Source organism: Pseudomonas sp. NY15372 (genome assembly GCF_048068215.1).
GTDB lineage: Bacteria > Pseudomonadota > Gammaproteobacteria > Pseudomonadales > Pseudomonadaceae > Aquipseudomonas > Aquipseudomonas guariconensis_A.
Genome location: NZ_JBLUPY010000036.1, coordinates 17,632 through 44,627, shown reverse-complemented (window position 1 = coordinate 44,627; position 26,996 = coordinate 17,632). Strand labels below are relative to the sequence as shown.

The following is a 26,996-nucleotide window of genomic DNA, read 5'->3' as shown; positions in this document are numbered from 1 at the left end:
GGATCAAGTCACTGTGCTGTTGTGATCAGAATCTTGGCTGCCTTTGCCTTAATGATTGGGGCCGCTACGCGCCCCATCGCGGCACAAGGCCGCTCCTACAGGATCACGCAAGGCTTGCCAATGGCGGGTTGCGTGGGAGCGGGCTTGTCCCGCGATGGGCTTCGCTCGGTCCGTCAGCAATTACACGTGCAAGTGCCTGGTTCGCCGAGATACTCACACATAGCGTTCCCCACAGGCCTCGAACGAAGCCGCCAGATGGTCGATCCACACACGCACAGCCGGCAGCAAGCCACGTCGGTGTGGGTACACCGCCTGCAACCAACCACCAGGCAACGACCAGTCCGGCAGCAGGCGCACCAGCTCACCGCGCTCCAGTTCCTCCTCGCAGTACATGCTCGGCAGTGCGGTGAAGCCCAGCCCCGCACGCACGGCGGCCTTTCGCACCACGAAATCATCAATGGCCAGGCGCGGTTCAAGGGCGACCTCTTGTTGTTCGCCACCCGGCCCGATCAGGCGAAAATGCACCAGTCGATCCGCCTCCGTGGCGCCCAGCACCGGCAGGTCGGTAAGTTGTGATGGGTGGCGCAGATGGTCGGCGAAGCCTGGTGCCGCCACCAGTTGCATCTGCGCCTGGCGCAGGCGGCGGGTGACCAGGGCCGGGTCTTCGTCGCCCAGGTCACGTACGCGCAAGGCCACGTCGATACCTTCGGAAATCAGGTCGACCCGTCGGTTGAGCAGCACCATGTCCAATTGCACCAAGGGATAGTGCTCGAGAAAACGGCTGACCACCCCTGGCAGGAATGCGTGGGCCAAGGCCACGGGACACGACACCCGCAAACGCCCCCGCGGCTCGCTGCTCATGCTCGCCACTGCTTCGTCAGCAGCCTCCGCCTCCAGCAGCATGGCCTGGCAATGGTGCAGGTAGCGCTCGCCTACGGCAGTCAGTTTGAGTTGCCGGGTGGTGCGCTGCAGCAAGCGCGTGCCCAGGCGTTCCTCCAGCTCGGCGATACGCCGGGAAAGCCGCGACTTAGGGATGCCGAGCTGGCGACCGGCGGCGGCGAAACCACCGGCCTCGACCACGCGGGCGAAGTAGAAGAGGTCGTTGAGGTCCTGCATGGGGTTGTTCCATTGTTCTACTGATGGGACAAACTAACGCATTTTTGCCGACTTATCAGCTATTAGCTGGCTCTGTAGGATTCTCCCCAACGTGATCGCCCACCGCCGCGGTCTTCATTCACAGGAGAGTCCCATGAAACTGTTGCATATCGATTCGAGCATCCTGGGCGACAATTCCGCCTCCCGCCAGCTGAGCCGCGAAGTCGTCGAAGCCTGGAAAGCCGCCGATCCGAGCATCGAGGTGGTCTACCGTGACCTGGCGGCCGACGCCATCAGCCACTTCTCCGCCGCCACCCTGGTTGCCGCAGGTACCCCTGAAGAGATGCGCGACGCCGCCCAAGCCCATGAAGCCAAGCTGAGCGCCGAGACCCTGGAAGAATTCCTTGCTGCCGACGCCGTGGTGATCGGTGCGCCGATGTACAACTTCAGCGTGCCGACCCAGCTCAAGGCCTGGATCGATCGCGTCGCCGTCGCCGGCAAGACCTTCCGCTACACCGAAGCCGGCCCGGAAGGCCTGTGCGGTGACAAGAAAGTGATCCTGGTGTCCACCGCCGGTGGCCTGCACCACGGCCAGCCGACTGGCGTCGGCCATGAGGACTTCCTCAAGGTCTTCCTCGGCTTCATCGGTATCACCGACCTCGAGATCGTTCGCGCCCACGGCCTGGCCTACGGCCCGGAACACCGCAGCCAGGCCATCGACTCCGCCCAGGCACAGATCGCCAACGAGCTGTTCGCAGCTGCCTGATCGCGCTGAATGGAAAAACCGCCTGCAGCCTCATGCTTGTCAGTTAAGGACGCCGGGCGCCCCACCCCCAGCGCCGGCACGCCGGCTCCCACCGGGACTGTGCTGCCCACACGGGTGGCGGGTTAGTTGGGGGCGCGGGCTTGCCGGCGATGGGCTGCGTAGCAGCCCCAAGTGCATCAGCTGCGCTGACCGCGACGGGCCAGCAGCATCACCAGGCCCACGCCCGCCAAGGCGAGCAGGGCCGCCACGGCAAAGATCGCGGTATACCCCTGGCGCACGGCCACCGCGCCCATGACCGGGCCGGCTATGGCCAACGCCAGGTCGAAGAACACCGCGTAGGCACCCAGCCCCGCTCCTCGGCTACTGCTGGGGACCTGCTTGATGGCCTCCACGCCAAGTGCTGGATACACCAGCGACAGCCCGAACCCTGTCAACCCCGCGCCCACCAGGGCCAGGGCTGGGGAGGGCGCCAGCCACAGCAGCGTCAGCCCCACGACTTCGGTGGCCATGCAGGCCATGGCCACGTTGTAGCCGCCGAAGCGGTTGACCGCATTGACGAACAGCAGCCGCGAGACGATGAAACACAGGCCGAATGCGCTCAGGCACCAGGCCGCGCCGACCCAGCCGCGCTCCAGGTAGTACAGGGTGACGAAGGTGGTCAGGGTGCCATAGCCGATCGACGCCAAGGTGAGCCCCAGGCCAAAGGGCGCCACCCGGCCGAAGGCCGACCAGAACGGCAGCCGTTCGCCGCGCACCACCACCGCATCCGGGCGCGTGCGCAACACCAGCAGGGTCATCACGGCCAATACCAGCAGGGCGGCGCCGAGCACGCTGAAGCCTAGCGCGTCCACCAGCAGCACACCGGCCGGTGCGCCGATGGCGATGGCGCCGTAGGAAGCGATGCCGTTCCAAGAAATCACCCGAGCCGTGTGTTCGTTGCCCACCTGACCGATCCCCCAGCTCAAGGTGGCGACACCGATCAAGCCCTGGGCGATACCAAGGCATAAGCGCCCGGCCAGCAATAACAGCAGGCTCAGCCAGGGCAGGGCGATCATCCAGGCCGACAGCAAGGTCAGCACGCCGCAACCGGCGATGCCGTACAGGCCGTAGCGAATCGCCCGCTTGCCGCCCAGGCCATCAGCTACCCGCCCGGCAAAGGGGCGGCTGAGCAAGGTGGCGAGGTATTGCAGGCCGATGGTCAGCCCCGCGACCACCGCGCCGAAGCCAAGCTGGTCATGGACATAGCTGGGCAGCACTGCGATCGGCAGGCCGATGCACAGGAAGGCGATGAACGTATAGAAAACGATCGAGAGGATCTGCAGGGTGATGCCGGAAGCAGGTTGTTGCGCGGTCATGGAGGCGTTCGCGGGTCGGCGGTGGGGCGTGGCCCATCATCGCTGGAGCGCGGCGAAAAAGAAAGCAGGCTAACGAAATATCGACTGGGGCTGCGTTGCAGCCCTTTCGCGGCGCAAGGCCGCTCCTACAAAGGTCAATGATTGCGCTGTAGGAGCGGCCGGCCTCGTGCCGCGAAAGGGCCGCATGGCGGTCCCAGGGTCTCAGACCACCACGCCCTGACTGCGCAGGTAATCGTCGTAGGTGCCGCTGAAGTCCACCACACCGTCGGGCGTCAGCTCGATGATGCGGGTGGCCAGCGACGACACGAACTCGCGGTCATGGCTGACGAATACCAGGGTCCCAGGGTAGTTCTCCAGGGCCAGGTTCAGCGCCTCGATCGATTCCATATCCAGGTGGTTGGTCGGCTCGTCCATCACCAGCACGTTGGGCTTTTGCAGGATCAGCTTGCCGAACAGCATGCGGCCCTGCTCACCACCGGAGATCACCTTCACCGACTTTAGGATCTCATCGTTGGAGAACAGCATGCGGCCCAAGGTGCCGCGGATCAGTTGCTCGCCCTGGGTCCATTGGCCCATCCAGTCGAACAGGCTGACATCGTCTTCGAAGTCGTGGGCATGGTCCTGAGCGTAGTAGCCCACCTCCGCGCTGTCGGTCCACTTCACCGCGCCGGCATCGGGTTTCATCTCACCGACCAGGGTACGCAGCAGGGTGGTCTTGCCGATACCGTTGGGGCCGATGATCGCCACGCGCTCGCCGGCCTCGACGGTGAAGCTGAAGTCCTTGAACAGTACCTTACCGTCGAAGCCCTTGGAGACTTTCTCCACGGTCACCGCCTGGCGGTGCAGCTTCTTGGTCTGCTCGAAACGGATGAACGGGCTGACCCGGCTCGACGGCTTGACCTCGGCCAGCTGGATCTTGTCGATCTGCTTGGCGCGCGAGGTGGCCTGCTTGGCCTTGGAGGCGTTGGCCGAGAAGCGGCTGACGAAGGTCTGCAGCTCGGCGATCTGGGCTTTTTTCTTGGCGTTGTCGGCCAGCAACTGCTCGCGCGCTTGGGTGGCGGCGGTCATGTACTCGTCGTAGTTGCCCGGGAACAGGCGCAGCTCGCCATAGTCCAGGTCGGCCATGTGGGTGCAGACGCTGTTGAGGAAGTGCCGGTCGTGGGAAATGATCACCATGGTGCTGTTACGCGCCGTGAGGATGGTTTCCAGCCAACGGATGGTGTTGATGTCCAGGTGGTTGGTCGGTTCGTCCAGCAGCAGCACGTCCGGGTCCGAGAACAACGCCTGGGCCAGCAGCACACGCAGCTTCCAGCCCGGCGCCACTTCGCTCATCGGGCCGAAGTGCTGCTCCAGCGGAATGCCCAGGCCCAGCAGCAGTTCGCCGGCACGGGACTCGGCGGTGTAGCCGTCCATCTCGGCGAACTCGGTCTCCAGCTCGGCGACGGCCATGCCGTCTTCCTCGGTCATTTCCGGCAACGAATAGATGCGGTCACGCTCGGCCTTGACCTTCCACAGCTGCTCGTGGCCCATGATCACCGTGTCGATGACGGTGAATTCTTCATAGGCGAACTGGTCCTGGCGCAGCTTGCCCAGGCGGGTGTTCTGCTCGAGCATCACCTGGCCTGCGGACGGCTCCAGGTCGCCGCCGAGGATCTTCATGAAGGTCGACTTGCCGCAGCCGTTGGCGCCGATCAGGCCGTAGCGGTTGCCGTTGTTGAATTTGACCGAGACGTTTTCGAAGAGCGGCTTGGCGCCGAATTGCATGGTGATATTGGCGGTGGAGATCAAAGCGCTTACCTATCAGTAACTTATGCGGCTGGAGGGTCAGCGATCCTGAGCGTTTCCAGCGCGCTCCAGTCGGAGCTTGAGTTGAGCCAACGGGCGTGCGTCGACAGCAGCACATGCATGCTGTGACCCAGCTGTTGGGCGATAAATGCGGGGGTTGAGGCCGGACATTGCGCGTATTGTCGCATAGGTGCGAGGGCAGTTGTACGGGGACGCGAAATCCGATGCCGAGGCCCCTGATGAGTGGGGCCGGCATTCAGCACCGCGAGCTGCCACGGTGCTGAGTTCGGGCTGGTGAGCGGTTCTAGCCGCGAAGGTGCTCCAGCCGAGCACGTCCAGCCTCTGTGATCGAATGTTCCCCCTGGTCGCTGATCCGATAACGTCCAGACGGCATCTGCGTTATCGAGAACCTTACCAGTCCGCTTTGGGACAGGGCTTGGCCAACTTCGAAGCTCATCGCGCGCTCCAGGTCGAATACCTTGATCTCACCGATCTTGAAGCGGTAGAACGCAATCAAAGCCAGGTCAAGAGCTTCTTGGCTTGTTGCTTGAACACGTTGCATTTGACCTCCCAGGTCTTTAAATGGCCGGGTCCATGGGCTTGCGGGCAAGTCACCAGGTAGTACATTCGAGGCGCACCGTACTATGGCCTTGCGGGAATCGGTACTGGCTTTGCATCCAAGCTGGATGGGTGGACAGGGATAAAGAGCGGTCTGCAGGGCGATGACGTCATGGCCTGTGGTAGATTCCGCCCATCAACAAGGAGAACAGGCATGAAGCGTTTGGCAGTGTTGGCCCTGGCGACAACGATGATCTACGGCTGCTCCGACGAGGGACCGTGGGAAGGTCCCGCAGGCACTAAGATGGGCCTCAAGCGCGAGCAGATCGAGCGGCATGCCATTCTGCAGAAGGTGGGCACCAACAATGTAGGCGCCTTGGTCTACACATCCAAGCAGGCGCCGAAGCTCGACGCCCAGGCTGATGGCTACAACTACGTGTTCAGCAAGGATGACGAGCTTTGCTTGGTACAGATGCGCTTCGATCGGTCGAACCGTTCCAGTGAGGCATTGATGGACGAATTGAAAGCCAGGTACGGCATGCCGGACCAGGATGACCGCGTCGCGCGAGGCGTGGTCTGGTCTTCCCGTGCATTCAAGTTGAGCGACGACCTTGCCGAGATCAGCAGCGAGTTCACCGGAAGAGAGCCGCGTGCCGCCCTGGTCAGTTTCTGGTTTGCCAACTTCGATACCTGCAAGGCCACCGAGTGACCCATCGCCCGTGCCGATGACGTCGGTAATGGGCGCTTTCTGAGAACTCGTTTCAACTTTTACAACGGATCTTTTCAGGCTGCAGATAACCAGGCCAAGGCAGGGAACTTTTCCCATGGCCATCGTCTACAGTGCAGGGGATCCACCCTCACGGAAGGAAGCAGTTATGGCCAAGTCTCGCGCTATCGTGATTGCAGTGACTTCATTTGCTTTGGCTATCGGCCCTTGCCTCGGCTTTGCCGATCCCGGCAACGGGAAGGGGCAAGGCCAAGGCCAAGGGCACAACAAGAATCAGGTCCAGCACTCCCAGGGCAACAGCCACCCTGGCGGTGGCAACAAGGGGAGCGGCAACGCGGGCGGCGGCCACAAAGGTGGTGGCTACGACAACGATTATCGTGGCGATCGTTACCGCGGCCCCTCCATCGACCGTGGCGACGTGTTGGGCATATTGAGCGGCTACCGGAACTACTGGAGCCCTGGGCCAGCCCTGCCGCCGGGCATCCAGAAGAACCTGGCGCGCGGCAAGCCGCTCCCTCCTGGCATCGCCAAGAAGCTCGATGGCAGGTTGCTCGGCCATCTCCCTCACTACGATGGCTACGAATGGATGCAGGCCGGCGCGGACCTGCTCCTGGTCGCGGTGGCGACCGGCATCATCTACGAGGTGCTCGACGGCGCATTCGACTGAGCCAATTGACGCAATCTCCAGAGGCGATGGACCTTTTGCAGCGCTCGCAGGTCCAGAAGCTGGAAGCCCAAAACCATGAACCGAAAAGGCTTCCTGCTGCCCTTGTTGTGCAACATTGGAAGACAAGCCAATGCCTGAAAGAGAAAAGCGTTACCGTGCCTACCGCCTGTTGAGGGAGCTCGACGCCTTGACCTCCTCGACCATGAACCAGATCGCCTATGGCCGCGTTGGCGGCCCCGAATGGAAAGGCATGTGCCAAGCCCATCGCAAGGCATTCGAAGAGTGGATGACCTTCGCCGAATCGCTACTTGAGCCGGGCTGCGAGAAAACGCCCGACTCCTGATTCCCCATAGCCGGGTCAAGCCGGCTGTCCGATTGTGCCCGCCATTGCGCGCAATGCGGTTGCGTGCCCGTGTGCTTCCGCTATGGTGCCTCTACCAACACATATAAGACCAAAGTCGTAGGAGGCGGCATGAGAATTCGTGGAGACGTGTTCTGGTCGTGGGTAGACCCCACCCTTCATCATCGCGGGCACGACGAGACCCTCGATGGTGGTACCTGCATCGACGTGCAGGTCAGGTTGTCCCGTACTGGTGCCACGCAAATGTTCATTGGCATCTACGCGCCCTCGGGCATGGCCTTGCATGAAGAAGCGTTCGACTCCCGCCCTGGCGAGTCGATGACCAGGGCATTGGCCTGGGGCGTCGGGCGGGCCAGGAAGGTGGCCGGCGAACCGGCCCTGCAATCGTGTAGGCGTGCTGCCAAGCCCAGCGTCGTGGCGGCGTGCGCGGGGCGTTGAGCGTCGACAGCTTCGCGGGTGAGAAAGCGGATGCGCGAGACGGCTGCCGGGCGTAGAGTGCCGGCAGCCGTTTTCTCGTTCGGAGTTCATCGATGTCCAGCGCCTTCACCCTCATGCAATCTCCCGTCGGCACCCTGACACTGGTGGCGCGGGGCAACAGCCTGGCGGCGGTGCTGTGGGAGCAGGAGCGGGAAAACCGCGTGCGCCTCGGTGCGCTGCACCGCAACGACACCCACCCCACCTTGAAGGAAACGGCTCGCCAGCTGGGTGAGTATTTCGCCGGACAACGCCAGCGTTTCGAGTTGCCACTGGATTTTCTCGGCACCGATTTCCAGCGTCAGGTCTGGGCAGCACTGCTGACCATTCCCTTCGGTGAAACCCGTAGCTACAGCGAGATCGCCCGGCAGATCGGCAACCCCAGCGCCGTGCGGGCGGTGGGTGCCGCCAATGGGCGCAACCCGATATCGATCATTGCCCCCTGTCACCGGGTCATCGGTGCCTCGGGCAGCCTGACCGGCTTTGCCGGTGGCTTACAGGCCAAGCAGTATCTGCTCGCTCTGGAAGGGCGGCAGAGCCTGGCGCTGAATTTTTGACCCTAGCGTCAACCCAGCCAATACAGCAACAGGCAACCCACCATCGCCAGCACCGAGCCCACCGCCAGGCTGTATTGGCGGTGTGAGCGGCGGGCGTATCGCTCTACCTTGCGCAGGTATTCCCCCGGCCTCGGGGCATCAGGCCGGTGCCGCAGGCCTTCGGCGAGGTCCGCCAGGCGCCCCTGGATCAACAGGCCGGTGAGGTAATAAGTGCAGGCGTAGCTGACCAAGGCGGTGAGCAAGTACTTCATTGCCTCAGGCCTTGCAATTGCAGGATGCAGGGTGTCATGTCGTCCATCCATGGAAAGCGAAAGCCCGAGCATACCCTGCGGGAGTGGCCTTGTGTCGCAAAAGGGCGCGCAACGGCCCCAGGGCTCAGGCAAGCAATCGCGGTTCAGGACGCCGGCCCATGCGCGAACCGCTGGCGGAACCAGTCGCCGAGCATGACCTTCTCGGCATAGAGCCTGTCGCTGCTACTTGCCTGGCGGCCGGGGCGGCTGAGGTACATCTTGTCGCTGACCCGCTCCTGGGCCTGTCGTTCGGGTTGCCCCGGCTGGCTCAGGGTGTAGTTCAGGTCGATGCTCGGCCAGGTGATTTCGCGCATGAAACGCACATCGTAGGCGCCGCCGTGCCAAGGTTCGAAACGGCCTGCCAGGTCAATGTCGCGGATCACGATGCGCAGCTGCTGGCCCGCCTGCAGGTAGCGCTGCCCAAGCGTTTGCAAATGCTGGGTGAGCGTCTTCATGACGTATTCATCGGCGCCGCGCTCGTAGCCGGGGCTGTCGAGGCTGGCATCGCGGAATTTTTCAGGATGGTCGAAGCGTACCTCGACCTGCGTGGCCGGGGCGGCTTGTGCCATGCTGTCGAAAGCCAGCACCATCATGACGGCACAGGCGAGGGCGGTACGCATGATGCACCTCCAGGTGCGCGAGCGGCTTGCCCCTTCATTCTACGCCTGCCGTGGGCGCCGCAGCAGAGGACCGATGCAATGAGCCGTTTTCGGCGGGTAGCCGCCAATACCCGGGGGCGTGACCTGGCCGTGGGCGATATCCACGGGCATTTCGCTCGCCTGCAGCAGTGCCTGGACACCGTGGGGTTCGACCCGTCGGTCGACCGGCTGTTCAGTGTCGGCGACCTTGTCGATCGCGGCCCGGAGAGCGCCCAGGCGCTGGAATGGCTGGCCCAGCCTTGGTTTCACGCCGTGCAGGGCAACCACGAAGCCCTGGCTATTGCGCATCTGCGCGGTGGCCGGGTCGAACTGGACATGTACCGTGCCGCGGGAGGGGCCTGGTTTCTCGACTTGCCCGAGGCTGATCAGCAGCGCTATGTAGAAGGGTTCGCCCAGATGCCGCTGGGCATGGAAGTGCAGACCCCCGGCGGTCTGGTCGGGTTGCTGCATGCCGACAGCCCGTTCCCTGACTGGCCGACCCTGCGGGCCAGGTTGGAAGCCGTGGACGACCCGCACGTACGCGAGGTCTGCCAATGGTCGCGGCGTCGCTTGCGCGAAGGCGACACGGAGCCGGTCGCCGGTCTGCGGGCCTTGCTGGTGGGGCATACACCGGTGGTGCAGGCCAAGCGGTTGGGCAACGTCTGGCACCTGGATACCGGCGGCTGGGCCAGGGGCTTTTTCAGCGTGATGGACCTGCATTCGCTGGCATTGGTCAGCCCCATGCCAGGTGCATGAGCACAACGCTGGCCAGGAGCATCAGCATGGCGCCCGAGGCGCGCTCCAGCCAGGGCAGGGCGCGGGCGAACCGGCGCAGCACGCGGCGGTTGCCGATGGCCATGGCCACCAGCAGGTCCCAGGCTCCCACGACGGTGAACATCCACGCACCATAGGCGATCTTCCAGGCACTGCTGGTGGCGGCGACCATGCTTGCCAAGCTGGCATAGAACAAAGCGTTCTTTGGGTTGAGAATGCCGGAGACGAAGCCTTGGACGAGGCTGTGCAGCCAACCGCGAGCGGGTTGGGCGAGGCCGCTGTCAGTGGGCGCGAGGCTGCTGTGCCCGGCGTGGCGCAAGAACAGTCCGCCGATGTACAGCAGATAGGCACAGCCGGCCAGTTGCAGGGTGACGAACAGCGTGCTGCCTTCGTGCAGGATCGAGACGCCAGCGAAGGCGGCGACGATGAAGAGACCATTGGCCAAGGCGATGCCCAGGCAAGCGCCGCTCGCTACACGCCAACCGGCGTTGGCCGAGGTGCGGGCCACCAGGAAGAAGTCGGGGCCTGGGGAGAGCAGGGCGAGGAAGTGGGCGGCGGCGACGATCAAAAATTGCTCCATGGGGCTAGGCTTCTGCAGTGGGGAAAGCCGCAGTCTGCTCGTCAGGTGTTCGTATGTATTGAAGATAATTGCAGGCTACCCGGCCCAATCGCGGGGCAGCCCGCTCTCATAGGGCAACGCATAACTATTTGATTTTCAGGGCCTTGTGGGAGCGGGCTGGTCCCGCGATTAGGCCGGGCCTGGTATCACCGTCGCGTGGCAAGGGCTTCGCCCTTGATCGCGGGGCCCGCCCGCTCCCACAGAGGGACAGTGTTGCCGGCCCCACCTCGATAGCGTCCCGGTGTCATGCCTGCATGGGCCTTGAACACGCGCTGGAAATGGGCCTGGTCGGCGAACCCCAGTTCATAGGCTACCTCCGCCAACGGCCTGCCTTGGCTGAGCAGGCGCCGGGCGCGATTGACCCGGGCATTGAGCAGGTAGGCATGGGGTGTGAGCCCGGTGGCGGCGCGCAGGGCTCGGATCAACTGGTAACGGCCAAGGCCCACGTGGGCGGCCAGATGGCTCAGGCTCAACTGAGCCGAATCTTGCGCTTCGATCATGTCGAGCGCCTCACGCAAGGCCGGTGCGCTCAAGGTCGGAGCCGGCGCCGCATCGAGGGTGTCATGGGCGGCAAAATCGAGGTCGCCGATGAATGCCACCAGTGCCGCTTCCTTTTCCGCTGCCCCCGCTTTGGAAAACAACAGTGCATTGAGCTGGCAGAACTGGCGGTACACCGATGCTGACCGGCTGATTCGTGCCGGTGCGCCGGGTTCGCCGGCCGCGACCCCGGCCTCCAACCGCAGTTGCTGCAACCATTGCGCATCCAGGTGCAGCATCTGGTAGCTCCAGGCTTGGCCCGGCTGCGGGTTACAGGCATGCACCCGCTGCGCCGGAACCAGCACCAGGGAGCCAGGCGTCAACCGCTCACGGCCTTCGCCGGCACCGGTGAAATGGCTCAGGCCCGCATCTACCGTCCCGATGGAAAACGTTGGGTGGCTGTGCGCCTTGTAGCAGGCCCGACTATGGCAGGCGCGGCGGCTTTCCACGAACGGCAGCGCCGGGTCGCGCCAGATTTCGCTGTGTGAGCGGGTCATGCAAAGCCTGCCTTGCCGAAGTCCAAGGTCCGAAGTGTAAACGCTGGCCACTGTTACGGCCATTTGCCCAGTGACTGTGCTTGACGCCGTACGACGCCAGCGCGACGCTTCTGGCGTCCTGATGGAGAAGAATAATGGACCTGTCGAGCCTGCTGCTGTTCATCCCCGCCTGTTTCGCCCTGAACATGGCGCCGGGCCCCAACAACCTGCTGTCGCTGCACAACGCCAGCCGTTATGGCCTGCGCACCGCCTGCATGGCCGGCGGCGGGCGTATCCTGGCCTTCAGCGGCATGATCGCCCTGGCCGCCATGGGCCTGGCGGTGGTGCTGCACACCAGCGAATACTTGTTCCTGGCAATCAAGGTGCTGGGGGCTGCGTACCTGTTCTATATCGCCTGGCAGCTGTGGCGCGCACCGGTGGGCGAAGCCGTGGTGAGCGGCGATCACCCCCGGGGTACCTGGCGGTTGGCGCGGCAGGAGTTCTGGGTCGCTGCAGGCAACCCCAAGGCGATCCTGATCTTCACCGCCTTCCTGCCGCAGTTCGTCTCGGTGGGCAGCCCTACGCCTGTGGCTGAGCAGTTCCTCTGGCTGGGCGTGTTGTTCCTGCTGTTGGAGTGGGCGGCCATCGCCATCTATGCGGGCCTTGGCGCCTACATGCAGCGCTGGTTCAGCCGCCCGGGGCCGCGCCGCCTGTTCAACCGCGTCAGCGCCTCGCTGCTCGGTTGCGCCGGGCTGGGCCTGCTGGCGGCGCGGCGATAGGCCCTGCCTGAAAAGTCTTGAGACGCCGGTCAGGCAAGGCGAAAACAGCCGAGGAAGCGGAGTTTACGGGTTGTAAATAAGCATTCCGAGGCTGTTTTCAACGCAGCATGACCAAGTATCAAGGCTTTCAGACAGAGCCTAAGGGTCAGTCGCGGTAGAAGGTCTGCACCAAGTGGTAGCCGAATTTGCTCTTGATCGGCCCATGTACCACGCGCAAGGCCTTCTTGAAGATCACTTGGTCGATGGCGCCGACCAACTGGCCTGGGCGGATCTCGCCCAGGTCACCGCCGCGCTTGCCCGAGGGGCAGGTTGAGAATTTCTTTGCCAGCACGTCGAAGGCTTCGCCCTTGGCGAGCCGTTGCTTGAGCTGTTCGGCTTCGGCAGCGGTCTTGACCAGGATGTGACGGGCTTGGGCTTTCATGGGAACACCTGTGCTTGGGGCGAAAAAGGGCGCCATTATGCCTGATCGCGCAGCTCCGCGCGGTCGCGGAATTGCGCCAGTGCTTCAGGGTTGGCCAGGGCGTCGGTGTTCTTCACCGGCAGGCCGTGCACCACGTTGCGGATGGCCAGCTCCACCAGCTTGCCGCTGATGGTGCGTGGAATGTCCGTGACCTGGGCGATGACGGCGGGCACGTGGCGAGGTGTCGTGTATTGGCGAATCACCTGGCGGATGCGTTGGCGCAGCGCGTCGTCCAGCTGCAGGCCCTCGCGCAGGCGCACGAACAGCACCACCCGTACGTCGTTGTGCCAGTCCTGGCCGATGGCGACGCTTTCGAGCACTTCCTCGACCTTTTCCACTTGGCGGTAGATCTCGGCTGTGCCGATGCGTACCCCGCCGGGGTTGAGTACCGCATCGGAGCGGCCGTGAATGACCAGGCCGCCTTCGGCATGCTCCTCGGCGTAGTCACCCTGTGCCCAGACGCCGGGGTACTGGCTGAAATAGGCGTCGTGGTAGCGGCTGCCATCATCGTTCCAGAAGCCCACGGGCATGCAGGGGAAGTTGCGGGTACACACCAGTTCGCCTTTTTCGCCCGTGACCGGTTGGCCGGCCTCGTTCCAGACTTCCACGGCCATGCCCAGGCCCTTGCACTGGATCTGGCCGCGGCGTACCGGCAATACCGGGTTGCCGAGCACGAAGCAGGAGACGATATCGGTGCCGCCTGACATCGAGGCCAGGCACAGGTCCGGCTTGATCTTGCGGTAGACGTAGTCGTAGCTATGGGGCGAGAGCGGTGACCCGGTGGACATGATCAGGCGCAGGCTGCCCAGGTGATGGCTGTCGCTCGGCACGATGCCTTCCTGCTCCAAGGCCGCCAGGTACTTGGCGCTGGTGCCGAAGGCGTGGATGCCTTCGGCGTCGATCAAGTCGAGCAGGCGCTCGGGCCCAGGGTGGAACGGCGAACCATCGTACAGCACCAGGGTGGCGCCGACGGCCAGGCCGCTGGCGAGCCAGTTCCACATCATCCAGCCGCAGGTGGTGTAGTAGAACAGGACGTCGTTGGCCTTCAGGTCGTTGTGCAGGCCGTGTTCCTTCATGTGCTGCAGCAGTACGCCACCTGTGCGGTGGACGATGCACTTAGGCACGCCCGTGGTGCCGCTGGAATAGAGGATGTACAGAGGATGGTCGAAGGGCAGCGGTGCGAAGCGCGGCTCACCGCCCGGTTGGTAGAAGTCATTCCACAGGCTGACCCGTGGTGCGGCGAATTCGTCGGCGCGGGTCTGCGGACGGGTGTAGGGCACGATCAACAGGTGCTCCAGGTCGGTCAGTTGGGCCGTGACCTGGTTGATCTTCTCCACCTGATCGATGGCCTTGCCGGCGTATTGGTAACCTGCGCAGGCGATCAGCAGCTTGGGCGTGATCTGGCCGAAACGATCGATGATGCCATGCAGGCCGAACTCGGGCGACGAACTGGACCAGATCGCGCCGAGGCTGGCGCAGGCCAGCATGGTCACCAGGGTTTCCCAGGTGTTGGGCATGACCGAGGCGACCCGGTCGCCCGCCTGGATGCCGATACCCTGCAGGGCCCTTTGCATGCCGGCGACATGGGCCGCCAGTTGCGCATGGGTCAGGGCCTGACGCTGGCCATCCTCGCGTATGGCGATCACGGCCGGGCGATCATCGCGGCGCTGCAGCAGGTGTTCGGCGTAGTTCAGGGTGGCACCGGGGAACCAGTGCGCGTCGGGCATGAGCGGGCCTTCGTCGAGCACCTGGGAAGGCGGCGTGTGCCACTGGATCTGGAAATATTCGGCAAGGGCCTGCCAGAAGGCAGGGCGTTGTTCGACGCTCCAGCGGTGCAGGGCGGTGTAGTCGTCAAGCTGGAGGTTGAACCGCAGATTGACCCGGCGGCGGAAGGCGTCCATCCGGCTGGCCTGGATCTGCGCCGTGGAAGGGCGCCAGAGCACGTCGTTCATGCCGAAACCTCCCATTGCCGTTCAAGGCCCCCTGTGTGAGCGTGCTTGCCCCGCGATTGTCGTCGTCTGACCGGGCGCAATCGCGGGGCAAGCCCGTTCCCACAGGAGGGCGTCGCTAAACCACTGCGGGGTGGCCTTTACTCCACTTTAGCCTTTTGTACGTCTTCGGAGGCCGACCAGACGCGATAGCGCACTTCGATGCCTTCCGGCACGTACACCACCACCGGCAGCTTGCTGTTGTAGCGCAGCATGAAGCCTTCGCCGACCACCGGCACGAAGGCCTCGGCCTTCTTGCCGTCCGGGCAGGCCATCAGCGTGCTCATGGGCCCGGCGACTTTCTCCAGGCGGTAGTAGCTGTAGCCCCAGCCTTCGAGATTGTGCTCTTCGAGCTTGCCGCTCAGGCGCTGCTTGTTGCAGTCGACCGTGAGGGTCTTGCCGGCAAGGATCTCCAGCTGATGGGCCGACTCGTCGGTTTGCGAGGGCAGGTGGATGACCTGCCGCGTGAAGCCTTTTTCCGCCTCGGGGTAGGGCGCGACATCCTTGAGCCCGGCAGCTATAGCGGGTGCTGCGCAGGCCAGGGTCAGGGAAAGGATCGCGGTCAATGGGAATGGGCGCATGAGGCCTCCTTGCTAATTAAAGACAAACGGGAAGTCGCGCCAGATCCCGGCAGGCCCTCACTGGGCCAGCCAACCGCCATCGACGTTCCAGGCGGCACCGCGGACCTGGCTACCGGCTTCGCTGCACAGGAACAATACCAGCTCTCCGAGGTGCTGGGGTGTTACAAAGGCCACGGAAGGCTGCTTTTCGGCCAACAGATCGTGTTGCGCCTGCTGTGGGTCAACACCAGAGGCGGCGCGGTCGTCGATCTGTTTCTGCACCAGTGGCGTAAGCACCCACCCGGGACAGATGGCGTTGCAGGTGACATTACTGGTGGCGGTTTCCAAGCCTACGACCTTGGTCAGCCCCACCACGCCATGCTTGGCTGCCACATAGGCCGCCTTGCCAGTGGAGCCCACCAGGCCATGCACCGAGGCGATATTGACGATCCGCCCCCAGTTGCGCGTGCGCATGCCGGGCAGCGCCAGGCGGGTGCCATGGAACACGGCGCTAAGGTTAAGGGCGATGATCTTGTCCCAGGTCTCGATGGGAAACTGCTCCACCGGCGCCACGTGCTGAATGCCCGCATTATTGACCAGGATATCAACGCCCCCGAATTCGCGTTCGGCCAGGGCGAACAGCGCCTCGATCTGGGCTACATCGGACAGGTCGGCCGGGTGATGAATGACCCGCACGCCCAACCGGGCGATCTCGGCGAGCGCCGGTGCCGGGTCGCCGAAGCCATTCAACACGATGTTCACACCCGCGCCGGCCAACACCTGGGCTATCCCCAGGCCGATGCCGCTGGTGGAACCTGTGACCAGTGCGGTCTTGCCGTTGAGTGTCATGCCAGTCTCCTTAGACGATGCCCGTGGCGTAGAACGTGGCGATGACCACGAAAACCGCCAGGGTCTTGATCAGGGTAATACCGAAAATGTCCTTGTAGGCTTCGCGATGGGTCAGCCCGGTGACGGCCAGCAAGGTGATCACCGCGCCGTTGTGCGGCAGGGTATCCATGCCGCCGCTGGCCATGGCGGCCACTCGGTGCAGCACGTCGAGGGGAATATTGGCGGCATGGGCGGCTGCGATGAAGCTCTCGCTCATGGCCGCAAGCGCAATGCTCATGCCACCGGATGCCGAGCCGGTGATACCTGCCAGCAGCGTGACGGTGATCGCTTCGTTGACCAGCGGGTTGGGGATGGCACGCAAAGCGTCGGCCAGTACCAGAAAACCGGGCAACGAGGCGATCACCGCGCCGAAGCCATACTCCGAAGCGGTGTTCATGGCCGCCAGCAGGGCGCCGCCGACTGCGCTCTTGGTGCCCTCGGCCAGGCGCTGGCGGATGGCGCCGAAGGCACATACCAGCACCATCAGAATCCCCACCAGCAAGGCCGCCTGCACCGCCCAAATGGCGGTCAGCTTGGCCACATCGCTTTGTACCGGCGCGCCCATGCCCGGCAGTTGCAAGGTATGGCTGGCGCCGTACCACTGGGGGATCCAGTGGGTGAATAGCAGGTTCATCACGCCTACCAGCACCAGCGGCGAGAGGGCCAGCCATGGGTTGGGCAAGGCCAGGTCGTCTGCGGTTTCCGGTTCGTTACGCAAGTCGTTGCCGTAGCCTTCGCCCGCGCGCTGGGCCTTGTTGCGCTGTCGACGCAGGTAGAGCATGCCGGCGCTGAACACGAACAGGGTGCCGATCAGCCCGAGCCAGGGTGCTGCCCAGGCGGTGGTGTTGAAGAACGTGCTGGGGATGATGTTCTGGATCTGCGGCGTACCGGGCAGGGCGTCCATGGTGAAGGAGAACGCGCCCAGGGCGATGGTGGCCGGGATCAGCCGCTTGGGGATGTCGCTCTGGCGGAACATCTCGGCGGCGAACGGGTAGACCGCGAACACCACGACAAACAGCGACACCCCGCCATAGGTGAGCAGGGCGCATACCAGTACGATCACCAGCATGGCCTGGCGCGTGCCGAGCAAGCCGATGGCAGCGGCGACGATCGAGCGCGAGAAGCCTGACAGCTCGATGAGCTTGCCGAATACGGCACCGAGCAGGAACACCGGGAAATACAGCTTGATGAAGCCGACCATTTTCTCCATGAACACGCCTGTGAAGGCGGGCGCCACGGCGGCGGGGTCGGTGAGCAGGACGGCGCCGAGGGCGGCGATGGGGGCGAAGAGGATCACGCTGTAGCCACGGTAGGCGGCGAGCATCAGCAGTGCCAAGGCGGCGAGGGCGATGAGCACGGTCATCGGGGTGTCTCCAGGTCTTTGTTTTTATGATGGACAGGGAGATAGCGGGAATCGTGCCAAAATTGTAAGTGATTGATTTATAAGGATTTTATGCGCGAAGAGGTCAGTTTTGTCTCTACATGGAGACCGAGGTGCCTGCATCCCGGGCCAAGCCCGTTCCCACAAAGGAGGTTCTGAAGTAGCGTAGCTCCCTGTAGGAGCGGCCTTGTGCCGCGATCGGGCGCAGCCCTCGCGCTGTCTACAACTGTAGACTCAAGTCTCAAGTGGTGGACGAAATGCCCAGTGCGATCATCTTCTTGTACAACGTCGACCGCCCCAACCCCAGCGCTTTCGCGGCCTGCGGCACGTTCCCCGCACTGTCGGCCAGCGCATCGACAATCAACGTCCGCTCGAACGCCTCGCAGGCCTCCCGATACCCCTGGCGAGTCGCTCCGGTCGACGCCACCGGGCTCAAAGGCCCGAGTGCTTCGCGCACGTCCTCTACGCCCAAGCGTGAGCGGTCGGCCAACAAGGACGCCCGCTCCAGCACATTGCGCAGTTCGCGGATATTCCCCGGCCAGGCATGCCGTGCCAACAGCGCCTGGGCGTCGGGCTCGAGCTCGTACTGGCTGCCCAGCTCGGCGAGAATCGCCTCGCACAGCGCCGGCAGATCCTCCAGCCGTTCACGCAGCGCCGGCACCTGGATCGGCAATACATTGAGTCGGTAATACAGATCGGCACGGAAGGTGCCGCGCGCCATGGCCGCCTGCAGATCGATCGAGGTGGCCGCGATGATGCGTACATCGCTGCGCAGCATCTGGTTGGAGCCGACCGGCTCATACTCCTTTTCCTGCAATACCCGCAGCAATTTGCTTTGCAGGGCCAGCGGCATGTCGCCGATCTCATCGAGGAACAGGGTGCCTCCTTCAGCCAGTTGCAACTTGCCGCTGCGCCCCTTGCGATCGGCGCCGGTGAACGCGCCCGGCGCGGTACCGAAGAATTCGGCCTCCAGCAGCGTCTCTGGAATGGCGGCGCTGTTGATGCTGACGAAGGCTTTGTGCGCCCGTGGCGAGGCGGCATGGATGGCGTGGGCCAGCAGTTCCTTGCCGGTGCCGGTCTCGCCCAGCAGCAATACCGGCGAGTCGCTGCCCGCGCCACGGCGGGCGCGGCGCTTGGTCTCCAGGCTAGCGGCACTGGTGCCGACGAATTGGGCGAAGCTGTACTTGGCCTGGCGTGCCTTTAGCTGCGAACGTGTCGAAGCCAGCTCCTGCTGCATGTTCGAATAGCGCTTGAGCAAAGGCGAGAGGCTGCGCAATTCATCGAACAGGGCAAAACCGATGGCCCCGATCAGCTCGCCGCGCTCATCGTGGATCGGCAGGCGCATTACCACCAACGGCTCGTTGGGCGTGTCGAGCATGTCCAGCAGGATCGGCCGCCCGTTGGTGACCACATCGCGCATCAGGCTACCTGGGATCACCGCCTCGCAGGGCTGGCCGATGGCACTGGCCGCATCGGCCAGGCCAAAGCGCCGGGCATAGCGCTCGTTCATCCAGACGATGCGCGCCTGGCGATCGACGATCACCGTGCCTTCGCTGGATTGCTCGATGATCTCGAACAGCGAGCGGATCGCCAGTTGGCGAACCTTGGGGTAGTCCTTGAGGCTGTCGCTTTCTTGCATGGGGCCGGGCCTTTGGAATGCGGTGGCAGGGATTATGGCTATAAGCGCTGCCTTTGTGAGAGCAGGCTATGCCCGCGGGTCGAACGCCTCGCGCAACGCATCGCCGATGAACACCAGCAGCGAAAGAATCAGCGCCAGGGCAAAGAACGCCGTGAACCCCAGCCAAGGGGCCTCAAGGTGCTGCTTGCCCTGGGTCACCAACTCGCCCAGGGAGGCACTGCCTGCCGGCATGCCGAAACCGAGGAAGTCCAGGGCTGTCAGGGTGGTGATGGCCCCGGTGAGCATGAAGGGCACATAGGTCAGGGTGGCATTCATGGCGTTGGGCAGGATGTGCCGCAGCATCACCTGCCCATCCGACAACCCCAGGGCCCGCGCAGCTTTCACGTACTCCAGGTTGCGCCCACGGAGAAACTCGGCCCGCACCACATCCACCAGGGTCAACCAGGAAAACAGTGCCATGATCCCCAGCAACCACCAGAAATCCGGCTCGACGAAACCACTGAGGATGATCAGCAGGTAAAGCACCGGTAGCCCCGACCAGACTTCCAGCAAACGCTGGCCGAGCAGGTCCACCCAACCGCCGTGGTAGCCCTGCAGGGCTCCGGCAGTTACGCCGATCAACACGCTGACCACGGTCAAGGCGAAGGCGAACAGCAGCGACACCCGCGTGCCATACAACACCCGCGCCAGTACATCGCGACCCTGGTCGTCGGTGCCCAGCCAATTGTGGGCGCTCGGTGGGCTGGGCGTGGGCACCTGCAGGTCGTAGTTGGGCGTGTCGGCGCTGAACGGAATCGGCGCGAACAGCATCCAGCCACCCTGGCCTTCGATCAACTGGCGGACATAGGCGCTGCGGTAGTCCGGCTGGAAGGGCAGTTGGCCGCCGAACTGCTGCTCGGTGTAGCGCTTGAGTGCCGGGGTATACAGCTCGCCTTTGTACGAGAGCAGCAGCGGCTTGTCGTTGGCCACCAGCTCCGCGCCCAGGCTCAGCAGCACAATGCCGGTGAACAGCCACAGCGAGACCCAACCCAGGCGGTTGCGCCGGAAACACTGCAAGCGACGTCGAGCGACCGGGGAGAGCATCAGTGTGCCCTCGCGTCGAAATCGATGCGTGGGTCGAGCAGGGTGTAGCCGAGGTCGCCGATCAGGCGGATCAACAAGCCGGCCAGGGTAAAGATGAACAGGGTGCCGAACACCACCGGGTAGTCCCGCGACACGGCCGCTTCATAGCTCATGCGCCCCAGGCCGTCGAGGGAGAAGATCACCTCGATCAGCAGCGAGCCTGCGAAGAATACCGTGATCAGTGCCTGGGGCAGCCCGGCCAGGACCAACAGCATGGCATTGCGCAGCACATGACCGTAGAGCACCCGACGTTCGCTCAGGCCCTTGGCACGGGCGGTGACCACATACTGGCGGGATATCTCGTCGAGGAAGGCGTTCTTGGTCAGCAGCGTCAGGGTGGCGAAGCCGCCGATCACCAGGGCGCCGACCGGCAGTACCAGGTGCCAGAAATAGTCGGTCACCTTGCCCAGCACGCTGAGCTGGTCGAAGTCCTCCGAGACCAGGCCGCGCACCGGGAACCAGTTCAGCGAAGTGCCCCCGGCGAACAGCACGATTAACAGCAGGGCGAACAGGAACGACGGCAGGGCGTAGCCGACGACGATCAGGGCGCTGCTCCAGGCATCGAAGCGGCTGCCATGGCGCACGGCCTTGCGGATGCCTAGGGGGATCGACACCAGGTAAGTGATCAGCGTGGCCCAGAAGCCCAGCGACAGGGTCACCGGGAGTTTTTCCAGGATCAGGTCGGTGACCTTCGCGCCACGAAAGAAGCTCTGGCCGAAGTCCAGGCGGGCATATTGGCCGAGCATCAACCACAGGCGCTCAGGGGCAGACTTGTCGAAGCCATACTGGCGCTTGATTTCCTCGATCAACTTGGGGTCCAACCCCCGGCTCGCGCGGGACTCGCCATGCACCGTTTCGGCCCGCGCACCCGGCGCGCCACCACCGAGGCCCTGCAAGCGCGCCACGGCTTGTTCTACCGGCCCGCCCGGGGCCGCCTGGACGATGGCGAAGTTGACCAGCAGGATCGCCAGCAAGGTGGGGATGATCAGCAGCAAGCGGCGCAGGATGTATGCCGTCATGGGGTGGCCTTCAGGCGCTCGGCCATCTGCTCATTGGTCAGCGGTGTCGGGCTGATTTCCCACCAGGTGTCCAGACCCTCGTCGTAGGCAGCTTGCACCTTGGGCAAGCCGAAGCGGTTCCACCAGACCGTGGAGCTGCCCGGTGGGTAGTAATTGGGGATCCAGTAGTAGTTCCACTGCAGCACTCGGTCCAGGGCATGGGCGTGGTGCAGCATGTCGGCCTGGGTTTCGGCGCGTACCAGCCCATCGAGCAAGGTGTCCACGGCCGGGTCGCGCAGCACCATGAGGTTGTTCGAGCCAGGGTCCTTGGCGGCGGCCGAGCCGAAGTAGTTGTACAGCTCGGCGCCAGGCGAGAGGGTCACCGGGTAGCCGGTGACGATCATGTCGTAGTCGCGCGCCATCAGGCGGTTGACGTACTGGGCCGAGTCGACGTTGCGGATGTTCAGGGTAATGCCGATTTGCGCCAGGTTGCGCTTCCACGGCAGCAGCAGGCGCTCCAGGCCCGCCTGGCCATTGAGGAAGGTAAAACTCAGAGGTTCGCCCGCGGCATTCACCAGGCGGTCGTCCTGTGGATGCCAGCCGGCCGCTTGCAGCAGGGCCAGGGCCTGCAACTGCTGGGGACGGATGATGCCCGAACCATCGGTCACCGGCGCCTGGTAGACCTGGGTGAAGACTTCGTCCGGCACCTGGCCGCGCAGCGGCTCGAGCAGCTTAAGCTCGGCGGCATCAGGCAACTGGCGCGCTGCCAGCGGGGTATTGGAAAACACGCTCTGCTGGCGGATGTACAGGTTGCGCATCATCTGCCGGTTGCTCCATTCGAAGTCCCAAAGCATGGCCAGGGCCTGGCGCACGCGGCGGTCGTGGAACACTGGCCGCTCCAGGTTGAATACGAAGCCCTGGGCGGTCTGGGGCTTGGCCGGGCCCAGGTGCGCCCGTTGCAGGCGGCCGTCATCCAGGGCGTCGCCGTTGTAGCCGAGCGTGAATGCAGTGGCGGAGAATTCACGGTTGTAGTCATAGCCACCGCCACGCAGCACCTGACGGGCCACCTCGGTGTCGCCGAAGTATTCGATGCGGATGCGCGCGAAATTGTAGCGGCCGCGGCTGGCAGGCAGGTCCCGGGCCCACCAGGTCGGGTCGCGCTCGAAGGTGATGCTGCGACCGTTGTCGATCCGCGCGATGCGATAGGGGCCACTGCCCACCGGTGTGTCGAAGCCTGCGCCATTGGCGAAGTCGCGCCGCTGCCAGTCATGTTCGGGTAGTACCGGCAGGCTGGCCAGGTCCAGGGGCAGGGTGCGGCCGTGGGGTTGCCTGAAGTCGAAGCGCACCGTGCGTGGGCCTTCAACCACCACGGCGGCGACGTCGGCGAACTGGGTGCGATAGCGCAGGCTGCCCTTGCTCATCAACAGCTCGAAGGTAAAGCGCACGTCTTCGGCGCGTACCGGCTTGCCATCGGCGAAGGTGGCCTTGGGGGCGATCTCGACGCGCAACCAGGCATCGTCGGGGCCGCGCTCCATGCGTCGGGCGACCAGGCCATAGACGGTATAGGGCTCGTCGAACGAGCGCACCGCCAGCGGGGCGTAGAGCCAGCCATCGACTTCGCTGACGCCGATGCCCTTGTCGATATACGGCAGGATATGGTCGAACTGGCCAATCTCCAGGGCCGAGCGCCGCAGGGTACCGCCCTTGGGGGCGTCGGGGTTGACGTAGTCGAAATGGCGGAAGGAGGCGGGGTAGCGCGGGGCTTCACCATAGACGGTGAGGGCGTGGGTGGGCGCGGCGTGGCTGGTCGAGGGCAGGCCGAGGAACCAGACGATGCACCAGGCTATCGAGCGACGCATGCCCCGGTGGGAACGGGCTTGCCCCGCGATAGCGGCAGAGGCGGCAACAGTGTCGCCCCTGCTGGCGCAATCGCGGGGCAAGCCCGCTCCCACAGGGGGGAGGCGGGCGGACAGGGCCAAGTCAGGCTCAGTCCTGGCGGCTGGTCACTTCCAACAGGTGGTAGCCGAACTGGGTCTTGACCGGGCCTTGCACGGTGTTGACCGGGGCGCTGAACACGACGGTGTCGAACTCCTTGACCATCTGGCCCGGGCCGAACGAGCCCAGGTCGCCGCCCTGACGGCTGGATGGGCAGGTGGAGTTGGCCTTGGCGACTTCGGCGAAGTCGGCACCGGCTTCGATCTGTGCTTTGAGCTCGTTGCACTTCTCTTCGGTGCTGACCAGGATGTGGCGGGCAGTGGCACGTGCCATGGGAAGGGTACTCCTTGGGTGAAAAAGGCAAGCCTAGCGCACTTCGGTGGTGGCGCGCACCACTCGCGCACCACTCGTGCACCAGGCGTTGTCAGAGCCAGGATCAGTGGTCGGTTTCCACGACCTTGAAGGCGCGGTTGGCTGACCACGATGAGACTTTGCTCATGGCTGTCTGGCGGGTGGAGATCGAGAAGTTACCGATGGGCAATGGGCCCTTCAGTCGGATTGACCAATTGCCATGGCCATCAGCTTGGGTGAAGCCCAAGGAGGTGCCTGGATTATGGGAGCGATGCACCGCGATCCTGGCTCCAGGCAGCGCCGTGCCAGAAATCAGGGGGCTTGTGGTGACCAGGGCGCCGACAGCGGGCTCCTCGATCACCGGTGGGGCCACTTCGGTGGTGACCTGGAAGGCGCGATCCAAGGACCAGGACGACCATTGACCATTGAACCACTGGCGTGCCGCTACCGAATACGCGCCCTCAGGAAGCGGTTTGGACAATAACAGCGACCAATGTCCATGCCCGTCGGCTCGTACCTCGCCCAGCACGTGACCAGGCGCGTGGCTGCGCACGATCCGTACGGTAGCGCCAGGGATGGCATTGCCGGAAACGATCGGGTGTTGCCCGGTGAGCAGGTTGGCAACCGGCGTTTCGATGACCGGCTGGGTCAGCTTGGCCTGTTCGACGACGAAGCGGATATTGGCGCCCCAGCTGGAGCGCTTGCCATCGACGAACTGCATCGTCGACACCGAGTAGCGGCCTACCGGCAGCTCTTTTTCGGCTAGGACGCGCCACTCGCCACGCGCATCGACGTGAGTCGTCGCCAGGATGTTTTGCGGGTTGGAGCTTTGCGCTACCCTAACCTGCGCGCCTGGGATACCCGTGCCGGTAAACATCGGGTATTGCGTCGCGGTGCCATTGTGGGTCGGAGTTTTCAGGTTGGCTACTGCCACGCCATCGCAGGCGGGTAGAGGGTCATCACCCAGGGCTACGGCGAGGGTCGCATTCTGGTTGGCCGAACAGACCTTCACTTTCAGGCCCGCCTGGGTGTCGGTGAACACCTGGCCTGCCTTCAACTGAGGCTGCTTCAGGTCGTTGCCGGTCGGGCTGGCGTTGACCAGCACCGATTTGACGCTGCCTCCGATATGTGAATAGCGGATCCAGATGCCGCCGTTGGCAGGTACGTCGGCATCCCTGCGGTATTCGAACGACAGGTAACGATTGTCTTGTGGGCTCTGGAACAGGTACAGCTGGGGGCCGGGCGCGCCCAGATCAGTGAGGCTGTAGAGGCCAGTGGTTGTGAACAACCCGTGTTCGGTGTGATCGAGCCAGCCTGCGAATGCACGGGTAATGCCGGGATAGTGCGTGCTGCCGCCACCTGTCGGGTCGCCTGGGTCGTTGGTGGCTCGGGTCGCGCAACCTTCGGGGGCTTGGAGGCTACCGTCCGCCACTGGGCAGTTGATGTACATGCCAGGGTGGCTGGTACCAAGGTTATGCCCGTATTCGTGTCGCCATACGTGCGCATTGGCACCTTGGCCGAACAACGTGATCGTGTGTCCCGGCACGGCGGCTAGCGCGCCGCCCTGGCACTTCACCGCCACGAACAGGTAATCATAGTCTTCCCGGTTGATGTTGACCTTTGCGGCGGCTTCACGGGCGCGTGCGTGCATGTCCGAAGAGCCACAGTTGCCTGTCGGACGTTCGCCGAAGTCGGCGATGAGCATCTGGTTGCCGTCGGGTGTCTGCACAGGATCGAGCGTTGCCCTGCCCATGGAACTGGCAAGCGTCCAGCTGCGCAGGGACTGCGAATCGGCACCGAACACCTGGTTCCATTGCACCTTCGGGTCGGTGGTGGAGCCATCGGCCCATCGGCCGACGACCAACAGCACCCGTTGCTGGCCCAGCACGGGCCTGGATGGGATCGGTGGTAGGGAATCACTGGCGATGGTTCCGCTGACGCCGCTGGTGCTCGGCGATGCCAGCGCCAGTGGGGTGGACAGGATCGAAAGCATGGCAAGCATGCGAATGGGTACTGCTGGTAGCTTCATGGCTGACCCTCCGTTGGTTTGCGCCAACGGTAGGGTCAGTCATTGGATACGTCGCCTGGTGGATCTGCCAGCTGGCAGACGTCCCAGTGGGTGCCGAAGCGTTCACAAACGCTCGGCCGCGCGTCGCAACAGAGCCTCGGTCGAGTCCCAGCCCAGGCAGCCATCGGTGATCGATACCCCGTATTTCAACGGGCCCTTGCCCAGTGCCTGGCAGCCGTCGAACAGGTGGCCTTCGAGCATCATGCCGATGATCGAGCGGTCGCCTTGCAGGCGCTGCTCCAGCACATCCTCGAACACCGCAGGTTGACGGGCCGGGTCCTTGCCGCTGTTGGCGTGGCTGCAGTCGACCATGATGCGCGCGGTCAAGCCGGCCTTGCCTAGCCCCTGGCGGGCTTGGGCGATGCTGGCGGCGTCGTAGTTGGGGCCTTGGTGACCGCCGCGCAGAACCAGGTGGGTATCGGCGTTGCCGAGGGTCTCGATGATCGCCGGGTAGCCTTGGGTGTCCATGCCGAAGTGACGATGCGGGTGGGCGGCGCTGCGCATGGCATCGCAGGCGATGCCGACGCCACCGTCGGTGCCGTTCTTGAAGCCCACTGGGAGCTCCAGGCCACTGACCATCTCGCGATGGATCTGCGATTCGGTGGTGCGTGCGCCGATGGCGGCCCAGCCCAGCAGGTCGTCGAAGTAGCCGGCGGCCATCGGTTGCAGCAGCTCGGTGGCGACCGGCAGGCCACGCTCGATCATGCCCAGCATCAGCCCGCGGGACAGGGCGATACCACCGTGCATGTCGTCGCTGCCGTCCAGATGCGGGTCGTAGGCCAGGCCTTTCCAGCCCACCGTGGTGCGCGGTTTTTCGACATAGGCGCGCATCACCAGCAGCAGCTTGTCATCCACTTCGCGGCTTAGGGCGGCCAGGCGGTCTGCGTATTCGAGCGCCGAGCGCGGGTCGTGGAGCGAGCATGGGCCGACCACCACCAGCAGGCGTGGGTCGAGGCCTTCGAGGATGGCGCGTATGGCCTGGCGATGGTGCTGGACTTGCTGGGCGAGGGCACTGCTCGGTGGCATTTGCTGCTTGAGCAGATGCGGGCTTGGCAAGCGTTGGCTGACGGCGGTGTTGGCAGCCTGGGGCTGGGTCAGGGGCAGGGCGAGGTTCGACGATTGCATGGCGTATTTCCCTGGGCGGACGG

Annotated in this window: 28 protein-coding genes and 1 pseudogene; 8 read left to right on the top strand and 21 right to left on the bottom strand. The window is 64.2% G+C overall.

Annotated elements, in window-relative coordinates; genetic code table 11:
- Positions 1–213 precede the first annotated feature (213 nt).
- The gene (locus tag ACNFG0_RS19195) at positions 214–1,116 is read right to left on the bottom strand and encodes a LysR substrate-binding domain-containing protein (protein ID WP_416766031.1); all 903 of its coding nucleotides are present in this window, start codon (positions 1,114–1,116) and stop codon (positions 214–216) included.
- A 133-nt stretch (positions 1,117–1,249) separates the two neighbouring features.
- Between ACNFG0_RS19195 and ACNFG0_RS19190 the strand changes: the two genes are divergently transcribed.
- On the top strand, positions 1,250–1,861 hold the full coding sequence (locus ACNFG0_RS19190) for an FMN-dependent NADH-azoreductase (protein ID WP_196167158.1): 612 nt from the start codon (positions 1,250–1,252) through the stop codon (positions 1,859–1,861).
- Positions 1,862–2,037: 176 nt separating this feature from the next.
- Here ACNFG0_RS19190 and ACNFG0_RS19185 read toward each other — a convergent pair whose 3' ends face one another.
- The 4 genes and pseudogenes from ACNFG0_RS19185 to ACNFG0_RS19170 all read right to left on the bottom strand — a co-directional run bounded on the left by ACNFG0_RS19185 (position 2,038) and on the right by ACNFG0_RS19170 (position 5,563).
- A complete protein-coding gene (locus ACNFG0_RS19185) occupies positions 2,038–3,216 on the bottom strand; it encodes an MFS transporter (protein ID WP_416766030.1) in 1,179 nt (392 codons plus the stop codon).
- A gap of 201 nt (positions 3,217–3,417) precedes the next feature.
- Complete coding sequence (locus ACNFG0_RS19180) at positions 3,418–5,004, bottom strand: ABC-F family ATPase (protein WP_196146599.1); 1,587 nt, start codon at positions 5,002–5,004, stop codon at positions 3,418–3,420.
- Between the two features lie 20 nt (positions 5,005–5,024).
- A pseudogene (locus ACNFG0_RS19175) lies at positions 5,025–5,211 on the bottom strand (site-specific integrase); the annotation flags it as partial.
- Positions 5,212–5,305: 94 nt separating this feature from the next.
- Positions 5,306–5,563 (bottom strand): hypothetical protein, encoded by a 258-nt coding sequence (locus ACNFG0_RS19170; RefSeq protein WP_196146600.1) that lies wholly within the window; start codon positions 5,561–5,563, stop codon positions 5,306–5,308.
- A gap of 210 nt (positions 5,564–5,773) precedes the next feature.
- On the opposite strand from ACNFG0_RS19170, the gene ACNFG0_RS19165 reads away from it, so the two are divergent.
- From ACNFG0_RS19165 to ACNFG0_RS19145, 5 genes are all read left to right on the top strand, one after another.
- Positions 5,774–6,268, top strand: coding sequence for a hypothetical protein (locus ACNFG0_RS19165; RefSeq protein WP_196146601.1), 495 nt, complete (start codon positions 5,774–5,776; stop codon positions 6,266–6,268).
- 166 nt (positions 6,269–6,434) lie between these two features.
- Complete coding sequence (locus ACNFG0_RS19160) at positions 6,435–6,953, top strand: anti-virulence regulator CigR family protein (RefSeq protein ID WP_416766032.1); 519 nt, start codon at positions 6,435–6,437, stop codon at positions 6,951–6,953.
- Between the two features lie 130 nt (positions 6,954–7,083).
- On the top strand, positions 7,084–7,296 hold the full coding sequence (locus tag ACNFG0_RS19155) for a hypothetical protein (protein ID WP_196146602.1): 213 nt from the start codon (positions 7,084–7,086) through the stop codon (positions 7,294–7,296).
- A 129-nt stretch (positions 7,297–7,425) separates the two neighbouring features.
- Positions 7,426–7,752, top strand: coding sequence for a hypothetical protein (locus tag ACNFG0_RS19150; RefSeq protein ID WP_416766028.1), 327 nt, complete (start codon positions 7,426–7,428; stop codon positions 7,750–7,752).
- 92 nt (positions 7,753–7,844) lie between these two features.
- Positions 7,845–8,345: a methylated-DNA--[protein]-cysteine S-methyltransferase gene (locus ACNFG0_RS19145; protein WP_196146603.1), complete on the top strand. Its 501-nt coding sequence runs from the start codon at positions 7,845–7,847 to the stop codon at positions 8,343–8,345.
- An 8-nt stretch (positions 8,346–8,353) separates the two neighbouring features.
- On the opposite strand, the gene ACNFG0_RS19140 is transcribed toward ACNFG0_RS19145, so the two are convergent.
- Entirely contained in the window at positions 8,354–8,596 is a 243-nt protein-coding gene (locus tag ACNFG0_RS19140) for a hypothetical protein (RefSeq protein WP_196146604.1), read from the bottom strand.
- Between the two features lie 143 nt (positions 8,597–8,739).
- Positions 8,740–9,255 carry a DUF3016 domain-containing protein gene (locus tag ACNFG0_RS19135; RefSeq protein WP_416766025.1) on the bottom strand — a complete coding sequence of 172 codons (516 nt, stop codon included), beginning with the start codon at positions 9,253–9,255 and terminating at the stop codon, positions 8,740–8,742.
- Positions 9,256–9,333: 78 nt separating this feature from the next.
- On the opposite strand from ACNFG0_RS19135, the gene ACNFG0_RS19130 reads away from it, so the two are divergent.
- Entirely contained in the window at positions 9,334–10,029 is a 696-nt protein-coding gene (locus ACNFG0_RS19130; protein ID WP_416766024.1) for a metallophosphoesterase, read from the top strand.
- Here ACNFG0_RS19130 and ACNFG0_RS19125 read toward each other — a convergent pair.
- Positions 10,007–10,627, bottom strand: coding sequence for a LysE family translocator (locus ACNFG0_RS19125; RefSeq protein WP_196146607.1), 621 nt, complete (start codon positions 10,625–10,627; stop codon positions 10,007–10,009). The two genes, ACNFG0_RS19130 and ACNFG0_RS19125, sit on opposite strands and share 23 nt — an antisense overlap.
- A gap of 185 nt (positions 10,628–10,812) precedes the next feature.
- Positions 10,813–11,700, bottom strand: a complete 888-nt coding sequence (locus tag ACNFG0_RS19120; protein WP_416766022.1) for a helix-turn-helix domain-containing protein — start codon at positions 11,698–11,700, stop codon at positions 10,813–10,815.
- A 134-nt stretch (positions 11,701–11,834) separates the two neighbouring features.
- On the opposite strand from ACNFG0_RS19120, the gene ACNFG0_RS19115 reads away from it, so the two are divergent.
- A complete protein-coding gene (locus tag ACNFG0_RS19115) occupies positions 11,835–12,458 on the top strand; it encodes a LysE family translocator (RefSeq protein ID WP_196146608.1) in 624 nt (207 codons plus the stop codon).
- Between the two features lie 145 nt (positions 12,459–12,603).
- On the opposite strand, the gene ACNFG0_RS19110 is transcribed toward ACNFG0_RS19115, so the two are convergent.
- The 12 genes from ACNFG0_RS19110 to ACNFG0_RS19055 form a co-directional block, all read right to left on the bottom strand.
- On the bottom strand, positions 12,604–12,879 hold the full coding sequence (locus ACNFG0_RS19110; protein ID WP_196146609.1) for a peptidylprolyl isomerase: 276 nt from the start codon (positions 12,877–12,879) through the stop codon (positions 12,604–12,606).
- 35 nt (positions 12,880–12,914) lie between these two features.
- Positions 12,915–14,870, bottom strand: coding sequence for an acetoacetate--CoA ligase (locus ACNFG0_RS19105; protein WP_416766020.1), 1,956 nt, complete (start codon positions 14,868–14,870; stop codon positions 12,915–12,917).
- 137 nt (positions 14,871–15,007) lie between these two features.
- On the bottom strand, positions 15,008–15,487 hold the full coding sequence (eco, locus tag ACNFG0_RS19100; protein ID WP_196146611.1) for a serine protease inhibitor ecotin: 480 nt from the start codon (positions 15,485–15,487) through the stop codon (positions 15,008–15,010).
- A gap of 57 nt (positions 15,488–15,544) precedes the next feature.
- Positions 15,545–16,315, bottom strand: a complete 771-nt coding sequence (hbdH, locus tag ACNFG0_RS19095) for a 3-hydroxybutyrate dehydrogenase (protein WP_196156231.1) — start codon at positions 16,313–16,315, stop codon at positions 15,545–15,547.
- A gap of 10 nt (positions 16,316–16,325) precedes the next feature.
- A complete protein-coding gene (locus ACNFG0_RS19090) occupies positions 16,326–17,717 on the bottom strand; it encodes a GntP family permease (RefSeq protein WP_196146613.1) in 1,392 nt (463 codons plus the stop codon).
- A gap of 259 nt (positions 17,718–17,976) precedes the next feature.
- Positions 17,977–19,374, bottom strand: coding sequence for a sigma-54 interaction domain-containing protein (locus tag ACNFG0_RS19085; RefSeq protein ID WP_416766017.1), 1,398 nt, complete (start codon positions 19,372–19,374; stop codon positions 17,977–17,979).
- Between the two features lie 66 nt (positions 19,375–19,440).
- Positions 19,441–20,457 carry an ABC transporter permease gene (locus ACNFG0_RS19080; RefSeq protein ID WP_196146615.1) on the bottom strand — a complete coding sequence of 339 codons (1,017 nt, stop codon included), beginning with the start codon at positions 20,455–20,457 and terminating at the stop codon, positions 19,441–19,443.
- Positions 20,457–21,515 carry a microcin C ABC transporter permease YejB gene (locus ACNFG0_RS19075; protein ID WP_416766015.1) on the bottom strand — a complete coding sequence of 353 codons (1,059 nt, stop codon included), beginning with the start codon at positions 21,513–21,515 and terminating at the stop codon, positions 20,457–20,459. Before ACNFG0_RS19075 ends, ACNFG0_RS19080 begins: the two co-directional genes overlap by 1 nt.
- The gene (locus tag ACNFG0_RS19070) at positions 21,512–23,353 is read right to left on the bottom strand and encodes an extracellular solute-binding protein (protein WP_196146617.1); all 1,842 of its coding nucleotides are present in this window, start codon (positions 23,351–23,353) and stop codon (positions 21,512–21,514) included. The genes ACNFG0_RS19075 and ACNFG0_RS19070 overlap by 4 nt, the downstream gene beginning before the upstream one ends.
- 127 nt (positions 23,354–23,480) lie before the next feature.
- Complete coding sequence (locus tag ACNFG0_RS19065) at positions 23,481–23,762, bottom strand: peptidylprolyl isomerase (RefSeq protein ID WP_084857752.1); 282 nt, start codon at positions 23,760–23,762, stop codon at positions 23,481–23,483.
- A 103-nt stretch (positions 23,763–23,865) separates the two neighbouring features.
- The gene (locus ACNFG0_RS19060) at positions 23,866–25,809 is read right to left on the bottom strand and encodes a hypothetical protein (protein WP_416766013.1); all 1,944 of its coding nucleotides are present in this window, start codon (positions 25,807–25,809) and stop codon (positions 23,866–23,868) included.
- A gap of 102 nt (positions 25,810–25,911) precedes the next feature.
- A complete protein-coding gene (locus tag ACNFG0_RS19055) occupies positions 25,912–26,973 on the bottom strand; it encodes a 3-deoxy-7-phosphoheptulonate synthase (protein WP_416766012.1) in 1,062 nt (353 codons plus the stop codon).
- Positions 26,974–26,996: the final 23 nt, after the last annotated feature.